The organism is Tabrizicola sp. (assembly GCF_016792905.1).
GTDB lineage: Bacteria > Pseudomonadota > Alphaproteobacteria > Rhodobacterales > Rhodobacteraceae > Tabrizicola.
In genome coordinates this window covers 99,978-108,108 of the sequence record NZ_JAEULP010000036.1, presented here as the reverse complement: position 1 = coordinate 108,108, position 8,131 = coordinate 99,978, and the positions used below count along the sequence as shown (strand labels likewise).

Annotated in this window: 9 protein-coding genes; 7 read left to right on the top strand and 2 right to left on the bottom strand. The window is 66.5% G+C overall.

The window, feature by feature from the left end; translation table 11 throughout:
• The 5 genes from JNL31_RS08130 to JNL31_RS08110 form a co-directional block, all read left to right on the top strand.
• Positions 1-1,673, top strand: a 1,673-nt coding sequence (locus tag JNL31_RS08130; RefSeq protein ID WP_294972073.1) for a class I tRNA ligase family protein, incomplete at its 5' end; no start/stop codon positions are given.
• Positions 1,674-1,755: 82 nt separating this feature from the next.
• A complete protein-coding gene (gene lptE / locus JNL31_RS08125) occupies positions 1,756-2,268 on the top strand; it encodes an LPS assembly lipoprotein LptE (protein ID WP_294972071.1) in 513 nt (170 codons plus the stop codon).
• Positions 2,265-3,278, top strand: coding sequence for a DNA polymerase III subunit delta (gene holA / locus JNL31_RS08120; protein WP_294972068.1), 1,014 nt, complete (start codon positions 2,265-2,267; stop codon positions 3,276-3,278). Before lptE ends, holA begins: the two co-directional genes overlap by 4 nt.
• A 10-nt stretch (positions 3,279-3,288) precedes the next feature.
• Positions 3,289-3,711 carry a GAF domain-containing protein gene (locus tag JNL31_RS08115; protein ID WP_294972066.1) on the top strand — a complete coding sequence of 141 codons (423 nt, stop codon included), beginning with the start codon at positions 3,289-3,291 and terminating at the stop codon, positions 3,709-3,711.
• The gene (locus JNL31_RS08110) at positions 3,711-4,037 is read left to right on the top strand and encodes a hypothetical protein (protein ID WP_294972063.1); all 327 of its coding nucleotides are present in this window, start codon (positions 3,711-3,713) and stop codon (positions 4,035-4,037) included. Before JNL31_RS08115 ends, JNL31_RS08110 begins: the two co-directional genes overlap by 1 nt.
• Here JNL31_RS08110 and JNL31_RS08105 read toward each other — a convergent pair.
• Positions 4,034-4,468, bottom strand: coding sequence for a DMT family transporter (locus JNL31_RS08105; RefSeq protein WP_294972061.1), 435 nt, complete (start codon positions 4,466-4,468; stop codon positions 4,034-4,036). The two genes, JNL31_RS08110 and JNL31_RS08105, sit on opposite strands and share 4 nt — an antisense overlap.
• A gap of 111 nt (positions 4,469-4,579) precedes the next feature.
• On the opposite strand from JNL31_RS08105, the gene JNL31_RS08100 reads away from it, so the two are divergent.
• Positions 4,580-5,488, top strand: coding sequence for a LysR family transcriptional regulator (locus JNL31_RS08100; RefSeq protein WP_294972058.1), 909 nt, complete (start codon positions 4,580-4,582; stop codon positions 5,486-5,488).
• Here the strand turns inward: JNL31_RS08100 and JNL31_RS08095 are convergent.
• Positions 5,485-6,669, bottom strand: a complete 1,185-nt coding sequence (locus JNL31_RS08095) for a glycosyltransferase (RefSeq protein ID WP_294972057.1) — start codon at positions 6,667-6,669, stop codon at positions 5,485-5,487. The two genes, JNL31_RS08100 and JNL31_RS08095, sit on opposite strands and share 4 nt — an antisense overlap.
• A 224-nt stretch (positions 6,670-6,893) precedes the next feature.
• Between JNL31_RS08095 and JNL31_RS08090 the strand changes: the two genes are divergently transcribed.
• A complete protein-coding gene (locus JNL31_RS08090) occupies positions 6,894-8,051 on the top strand; it encodes an ABC transporter substrate-binding protein (protein WP_294972054.1) in 1,158 nt (385 codons plus the stop codon).
• The last annotated feature ends 80 nt before the right edge of the window (positions 8,052-8,131 follow it).

Genomic DNA, 8,131 nt, shown 5'->3' with positions numbered 1-8,131 from the left:
TGCCGGTCTGGATCGCCAACTTCATCCTGATGGACTATGGCACCGGGGCGATCTTCGGCTGCCCGGCGCATGACCAGCGGGATTTCGACTTCGCCACCAAGTACCGGCTGCCGATCAAGTCGGTCTATGTCGCCGAGGGCGGCGCAGATGCGAGGCTGGACGAGGCCTTCCTGCCGATGAAGTCGGAAAAGGTCCGCTATGTGCGGCGCTTTGCGGGCGCCGAAGTGCAGACGGGCGACGAGGGTGTGGCGGCAGCCATCGCCCATGCCGAGGCGCAGGGCTACGGCAAGGGCGTCACCAAGTACCGGCTGCGCGACTGGGGCGTCAGCCGCCAGCGCTATTGGGGCTGTCCGATCCCGGTGATCCATTGCGCGGACTGCGGGGTGGTGCCCGAAGACAAGAAGAACCTGCCCATCGAGCTGCCCTATGACGTCAGCTTCGACGTGCCGGGCAATCCGCTGGACCGCCATCCGACCTGGCGCGACTGCACCTGTCCGAAATGCGGCGCCAAGGCCCGGCGCGAGACGGACACGATGGATACTTTCGTCGATTCAAGCTGGTACTACGCCCGCTTCACCGCCCCCCGCGCGACGACGCCGACGGTGATGGAGGACGCGGATTACTGGATGAACGTCGACCAATACATCGGCGGGGTCGAGCATGCGATTCTGCATCTCCTCTATTCCCGGTTCTTCGCCCGGGCGATGCAGAAGGCCGGCCACCTGCCGCAGAAGGCCATCGAGCCGTTCAATGCCCTTTTCACGCAAGGCATGGTGACGCACGAGATCTACCAGACCCGCGACGCGCAGGGCCGTCCGGTCTATCACCTGCCCGAGGACGTGACCGTTTTCAACGTGGCGGACCGCAGGATCGTCGTGCCGGGCAACGTGCCGCCGCCCGTGGACATGATCGACGATGTCGACGCCTGGATTCGCGCATTGAGCGACGAGGGGCTGCTGGTCGAAGTGATCCCTTCGGCCAAGATGTCGAAATCGAAGAAGAATGTCGTCGATCCGATGAACATCATCGCGGCCTTCGGGGCCGATACCGCCCGCTGGTTCGTGATGTCGGATTCGCCGCCGGAGCGGGACGTGGAATGGACCTCCTCGGGGGCCGAGGCGGCGCACAAGCATCTGTCGCGGGTGTGGTCCCTGTGTTCCCGGATTGGCGAGATGCCCGCGGATCACAAGGGCGAGGGCGACATCGACCTGGCCAAGGCCACCGCGAAGGCGATCGACGAGGTGACGAAGGGGATCGAGGGCTTTGCCTTCAACAAGGCCATTGCCTCGCTTTATGGGTTCACCAACACCATCGCCAAGGCCAATGCCTCGACGCCCGTGATGAAGGAAGCGATCCGCACGCTGGCCAAGCTGATGTCGCCGATGACCCCGCATATCGCCGAATCCATCTGGTCCTATCAGGGCGGCGCGGGGCTGTGTGCTCAGGCGGCGTGGCCCAGGGCGGACCCGGCGCTGCTGGTCGACGACACCGTGACCCTGCCGATCCAGATCAACGGCAAGCGGCGGGCGGAAATCAGCGTGCCGAAGGATATGCCCGGCTCGGAGGTTGAAAAGCTGGCTCTGGCGGATGAGGATGTGATCAAGTTTCTTGCCGGGCAGCCGGTGAAGAAGATCATCGTCGTGCCGGGCCGCATCATCAATGTCGTCGTCTGATCGTACAGACCCCCTCCCCAGCCCTCCCCCTTCCGGGGAGAGGGAACCTGTTGCCCGTATCGGCAATCGAGGCGCCCGAGGAGTGTCGCCCACCTCTTCCCTCGGTGGAGAGGGGAACCTGTCCCGCCGCTTCGTCCTCCTCGTCCCCCTCGCGCTTGCCGCCTGCGGGTTTACCCCGGCCTATGGCCCCGGAGGCGGCGCCAGCAAGCTGACCGGGACGGTTTGGGTGCAGGATCCGACCGACAAGAACGCCTTCGACCTGGTGGAACGGCTGGAGGAGCGACTGGGCCGACCGGAGGCGATCCGGTATGACCTGTCCTACACCATCACCACCGAAGCGGTGGGCGTGGGGATCACGACCGACAACAAGATCACCCGCTACAACCTGAAGGGCGTGGTCGATTACGCCCTGACCGAGCGGGAGACGGGCGCGCAGGTCACGGGCGGGCGGGTGCAGAGCTTCACGGCCTATTCCGCCACGGGATCGACCGTCGCGGGGCTGGCCGCCGAGGAAGACGCGGCCTATCGCCTGATGCGCATCCTGGCCGACCAGATCGTCGCCCGGCTGATCGCTGCCGCTGCCAGCCTGCCATGATCCTGAAAGGGGTCGAGGCCGCCCGCTATTGCGCGAAACCCGATCCGGGCCGCGCGGGCCTCTTGATCTTCGGCGCCGATGCGATGCGGGTGGCGCTGAAGCGGCAGGAGGCGATTGCCGCGCTGATCGGGCCAGAGGGCGAGGCCGAGATGCGCCTGACGCGGATGTCCGGCGGCGACCTGCGCAAGGACGGCAGCCTGCTGCTGGACGCGATCAAGGCGGTGGGGTTCTTTCCCGGGCCGCGCGTGGCCTTTGTCGAGGAGGCGACGGACGGGCTGGCGGAGACCGTTGCCATTGCCTTGGCGGAATGGAAGCCGGGCGATGCGGCGATCGTGGTGACGGCAGGCGGGCTGACGGGCAAGTCGGCGCTGAAGGTGCTGTTCGACAAGCATCCCAAGGCCGTCAGCATCGGCCTGTACGACGAACCACCCGGCCGGGAAGAGATCGAGGATGCGCTGAAGAAGGCAGGTCTTGCGAACATCGACCGCGAGGCGATGACCGATCTGACAACCCTTGCGCGCGCTCTCGACCCCGGTGATTTCCGCCAGACGCTGGAGAAGATCGCGCTCTACAAATATGGCGATGCCGCACCCCTGACGCCCGCCGACGTGGCGGCGATGGCGCCGGCGACGATCGAGGCCGAGGTCGATGACCTGATCGACGCGGTGGCCGAGGCGCGGAGTGCCCAGATTGGCCCCTTGTTCCGGCGGCTGGAGGGGCAGGGGACACTGCCGGTGACGATCTGCATCCAGGCGCTGCGGCATTTCCGCGTGTTGCACGCGGCGGCGACCGATCCGGCCGGTCCGGGGGTGGGCATCCAGAAGGCGCGGGTGAACTTCAAGCAGAAGGACGCGATGGGGCGGCAGGCCGGGCAATGGGGGGTGCGGGCGCTGGAACAGGCGCTGGCGGTGCTGTTGGAGACCGACCTGACCCTGCGGTCCGCCAGCAAGGCGCCGGGCATGGCGCTGATGGAACGCGCGCTGATCCGCATTGCGATGACGCGACGATAAGGAGACCGAAATGAGCGCCTTTACCGACCTGCACGCCAGCTGCGAAGCCCTTGGCACACGGCTGTTCACGGTGACGACCGTTGACGAGGGCGCAGGTCTCGCGCGGCGGCTCTACACCTCGCATCCCGTTGAATACCCGTTATCCGGCACGAAACCGCTGGAAAGGGACGGCTGGTATGATGCCACCATCGCCGGGCGGCAGACCTTTGTGGCGAACACTCCACCCGAGTTCGCGAAGTATTTCTTCGACCACGCGCTGATCGTTTCGCTGGGGCTCGGGTCCTGCATCAACGTGCCGGTGGTGGAGGACGACAAGGTGCTGGGAACGGTGAACATCCTGGCCGAGGCCGGGCATTTCACGCGCGAGCGGCTGGCGGGTTATCAGGCCCTGGTGGCGGAGGCGACCCCGGCACTGGCCGCGGCGCTGCGCTGATGGCAAAGGAGCTGACGCCGATCGAGGCCTTCCTTGCCCCGCTGGCCCGGCTGGCGCGGAAGCATCGCGATATCGAGGGGCTGGTGTTCTGGGGCGGGGAGGAGGGTTGGGGTGCGTCCCCGTCCGAGGCGCTGGAGGCGGAGGAGATCGCCTTTTACGCCGAGGGGCTCTTGATCGACGGGTTCCACATGGACTGGGCGCTGGTGGGCGAGGGCGAGGCGCCCGACCACCTGCGGCTGTGCTTCTGGCAGGACGGCCCGCCGCCGCCCGGGCTTCTGCCGGGATGGACCGCGCTTGAACACGGGCGCTGGGCGCCGGGACGCTAGACCCGCGACAGGATCAGCCCGGCCATCACCAGGCCTGCGGCGGCCAGGCGGGTCAGGGTCACTTCGCGGACCGCGACACCCAGGGCTCCGGTCGCGTCGATCACCATGGCGGCGGACATCTGGCCGAGCGTCAGCGCGGCGACCAGCGTCAGCACGCCCAGCGTCGAGACGCCCCAGACCGCGCTGAGGACATACCAGGCGCCAAGGCAGCCGCCGACCAGCGTCCAGGCCGGCACCTGCGGCAGTTTCAGGAAGGCCGCGCCCTGGCCCTGCAGGAGGGTGATGAGGAGAAGGACGAGGAAGCCCACCCCGAACGAAACGGCCGCGGCGGGGACCGGGCCGCCCAGTTCACGCGCGAGGGCGGCATTGACCGGGGCCTGCATCGCGATTGCGGTTCCACCCAGCACGACAGCCGCCACGATCCACCACATCGACGCCTCCGTTCGTTTTTCCGTATCTGATCATGGCGCGAGTCGGGCTTCAACCCTTGCCCTGCGGCGTGGATCGGTCACATTGGCCGAAAGCCCCCTGCGCAGTTTCCCATGGCCTTCACCCTTCGCCAGTTGCAGTTCTTCGTCGCCGCCGCGGAGGCGGGGTCGGTTTCCGGGGCGGCGCGGGCCTTGTCGATCAGCCAATCCTCGGTGACGGAGGCAATCCGGGGGCTGGAGGATGATCTGGGCGTCGTGCTGTTCGACCGGCAGGCGCGGGGCATCCTCATGACCCACAAGGGCAGCGCCTTCCTGCGCCACGCGCGGCAGATACTCGCGGATGTGGCCACGGCCCGGTCGGCGTTCGTCGAGGAAGCCGAAACCGCGACGGGCCGCCTTTCGCTTGGCGTGACCAGCCTCGTCGCGGGCTATGTGCTGTCGGATATCCTGGCCCGCTACCGACGTGCCTATCCCCGGATCGAGCTGAACGTGATCGAGGACAACGGTGATTACCTGCAGCACCTGCTGATCGGTGGCGAGCTTGACGTGGCGGTGCTTCTGACCTCGTCGGTCAAGGACAGGCTGGCGCTGAACGTGGAGACGCTGGTCGTGTCGCCCTACCGGCTGTGGATGCCGCTCGGGCACCCGCTGGCGCAGCAGGAATCGATCACGCTGGAGGAGCTGGCGGGCCAGCCGATCATCCAGCTGATGGTCGACGAGATCGAGGAATCGACCCGGAGCCTGACGGCCGCCCTACCGGTCAAGCCGCAGATCACCTTCCGCACCCGCAGCGTCGAGGCGGTGCGCAGCCTGGTCGCCACGGGGGCGGGGCTCGCGATCCTGCCAAGCCTTGTCTACCGGCCCTGGTCGCTGGAAGGGGACCGGATCGAGATCCGCGATGTCTCGGGAGACCTGCCGTCGGTGCAGGTCGGGCTTGCCTGGCGCAAGGGCGCGCCGATGACTGCCCCGGCGAGCAATTTCATCCGGTCGGCGCAAAGCACCACGGCGGTGCGGCCCAGCTAGGCAACCGGCTGCAGGGATACCCCGGCAATGCGGGCCAGGTGCCCCATCCGGCGCCGGAATTCCGGCAGGAAGCCGTGCGCCTGCGAGAAGGTCCAGGCGTTGCGGCTGCACCGGGTGATCGCCCCGGGGTCGTGCGCCACGTCGGCGATGCGGTCGGCCAGTGCAAGAACATTGCCCAGCGGTGCGCCCCATCCGGCTTGCGCCTCGCCGTTCAGACGTTGCCACATCCGGTTGTCGTAGCTGGCCACGGCAACGCCGCAGCCCATCGCCTCGACATAGGTGCAGGAAGGATCGGACTGCCGATGACATCCGAGGAAGATATCGGCGTTCTGGCGGGTGAAGGGAACGAGTTCCGCCTCGAAATCCACGACGCCCCGCAGCCGCACGCGCTCTGGAACGGGCAGGCTGCGAATGCTCGCGGCAATCTCGGCCTCCAGCGACCCGGTGCCGAAGATGTCCAGCGTGAAATCGACGCCGCGTTCGATCAGGCGGCGGGCGACCGGCAGCAAGTCCTGCGCGCCCTTCATGGTTTCCAGTCGCCCGGAATAGACCAGCCGCAGCGGCCCGCCCGCCGCGCGCAAGGTCTCGCGCGCGCGCATCTCGGCTTCGGTCGCGAAGAGGTCGGGCGTCATGCGCCCATCGAGATACAGAAGGCTGTCGCGGCACATCGGGCCGTAAAGATCGTGCGCCGGATAGCCGTTCGATTGCAGTCCCTGCGCCGCGCGGAAGGCCCGGCGCCGGCGCCGTTCCTGCTGCATCAGCCAGACCCGCCCCTTCAAGCGGCTGACCGGCCCGCGGTTTCGGTCGAGGTTCAGAATCTGGCGGCGGGTTTCGTCGGTATATTCAATGACGTAGACAACCTTCTGCCCCGGCGTCAGCAGATCGGTCAGGCCAAGGCAGCGGAAATCGTCGGCCCCGGCATAGATCAGGTCATGGCCCGACAGGTGCCGGGCCGCGACCGGCTCGTCAGGCTCAAGCAGCATCAGGTCGAAAGGCAGGTCGTCGGCATCGTAGTCGCGCCCGAACGGGATGGCGGCGGCACCGCGTCGCAGGAGGCAGGTGATCCGGCTGGGCCAATGCGCCTGCTGCACGCGCATCCCCTCGACGAATTTCACGTCCAGCCAGACACGGCCCTCGGTCTCGATCACCGGAGCCGGAGCAATCATCAGCATGCGCGCCATCACGTCCTGTCCTGTTCGCTGCGGGATATCCGGTGTGAAACCCCGGAGCAAGTATCGCAGAGTCGTTGCCCCGCCACAGCCTATCGTCATTCCATCGGAAAAACCGATAGCTAGCTTCAGAATTTTGTTATTGCGAAAGTTCGGCGACCTCCTACGCTTTTGCCCAAGTCCGGGGAACGGACCGTCCGCGATACCGCCAGAGACAAAACCAACGGGAGTCTGCCATGAACCGTCTCAAACTTCTGGGAACCACGACGCTTGCGCTTCTGACCGGCCTGACCCCCGCGATGGCCCAGGTTACGGCCCTTGGCGAACCGGAAGGCCAGCTGACCATCGTCGCCTGGCCCGGCTATGTCGAGCGGGGCGAGACCGACAAGGCTTTCGACTGGGTGACGAAGTTCGAAGCCTCTTCGGGCTGCAAGGTCAATGTGAAGACGGCGAACACCTCGGACGAGATGGTCGCTCTGATGAACGAGGGCGGGTTCGACCTTGTCACCGCCTCGGGCGATGCCTCGTTGCGGCTGGTCGCGGGCGACCGGGTGCAGCCGATCAACACCGACCTGATCCCGTCCTGGAAGAACGTGGACGAGCGGTTGCAGAATGCCGCCTGGCACACGGTCGACGGGGTGCATTACGGCGTGCCCTACATGTGGGGACCGAACGTGCTGATGTACAACACGGATGTCTTCAAGGAAGCGCCGAAATCCTGGTCGGTGGTGTTCGAGGAACAGAACCTGCCCGACGGCAAGTCGAACAAGGGCCGGGTGCAGGCCTATGACGGGCCGATCCACATCGCCGACGCGGCGCAATACCTGATGGCGCACAAGCCGGAACTCAAGATCACCTCGCCCTACGAGCTGAACGAGGAGCAGTACAAGGCCGCGCTGGACCTGCTGCGCGGCCAGCGCGAGCTGGTCAGCCGCTACTGGCACGACGCCTTCATCCAGATGGACGACTTCAAGAACGAGGGCGTCGTCGCGTCCGGTTCCTGGCCGTTCCAGGTGAACCTCTTGAAGTCGGAAGGCCTGCCGATCGCCTCGACGATCCCGGAGGAAGGCGCGACGGGCTGGGCCGACACCACGATGATGCATGTCGATGCCAAGAACCCGACCTGCGCCTATCTGTGGATGGAGCACACGCTGTCGTCGAACCTGCAATCCGACCTGGCGGTCTGGTTCGGGGCCAACCCGTCGGTTCCGGCGGCCTGCACCGACGGGTCGGGCATGTCGACCAAGGAAAGCTGCACCGCGAACGGGATGGATGATTTCGACAAGATCCGGTTCTGGACCACCCCGGTGTCGAACTGCTCGCAGGGCGAAGGGGCCTGCGTGCCCTATTACCGCTGGGTCAGCGACTATATCGGCGTGATCGGCGGGCGGTAGTCCGGTTCCTGCCCCCGTCCCTGACCGGGCGGGGGCGATTGTAGGGTGGGTGAAACCCACCGCCGCGAAACGGTGGGTTT

Bases quoted from the DNA above. Each gene is read 5' to 3' on its own strand.
- holA (WP_294972068.1), top strand. From the start codon at position 2,265: ATGATCCTGAAAGGGGTCGAGGCCGCCCGCTATTGCGCGAAACCCGAT.
- JNL31_RS08115 (WP_294972066.1), top strand. From the start codon at position 3,289: ATGAGCGCCTTTACCGACCTGCACGCCAGCTGCGAAGCCCTTGGCACA.
- JNL31_RS08110 (WP_294972063.1), top strand. From the start codon at position 3,711: ATGGCAAAGGAGCTGACGCCGATCGAGGCCTTCCTTGCCCCGCTGGCC.
- JNL31_RS08105 (WP_294972061.1), bottom strand. From the start codon at position 4,468: ATGTGGTGGATCGTGGCGGCTGTCGTGCTGGGTGGAACCGCAATCGCG.
- JNL31_RS08100 (WP_294972058.1), top strand. From the start codon at position 4,580: ATGGCCTTCACCCTTCGCCAGTTGCAGTTCTTCGTCGCCGCCGCGGAG.
- JNL31_RS08095 (WP_294972057.1), bottom strand. From the start codon at position 6,669: ATGGCGCGCATGCTGATGATTGCTCCGGCTCCGGTGATCGAGACCGAG.
- JNL31_RS08090 (WP_294972054.1), top strand. From the start codon at position 6,894: ATGAACCGTCTCAAACTTCTGGGAACCACGACGCTTGCGCTTCTGACC.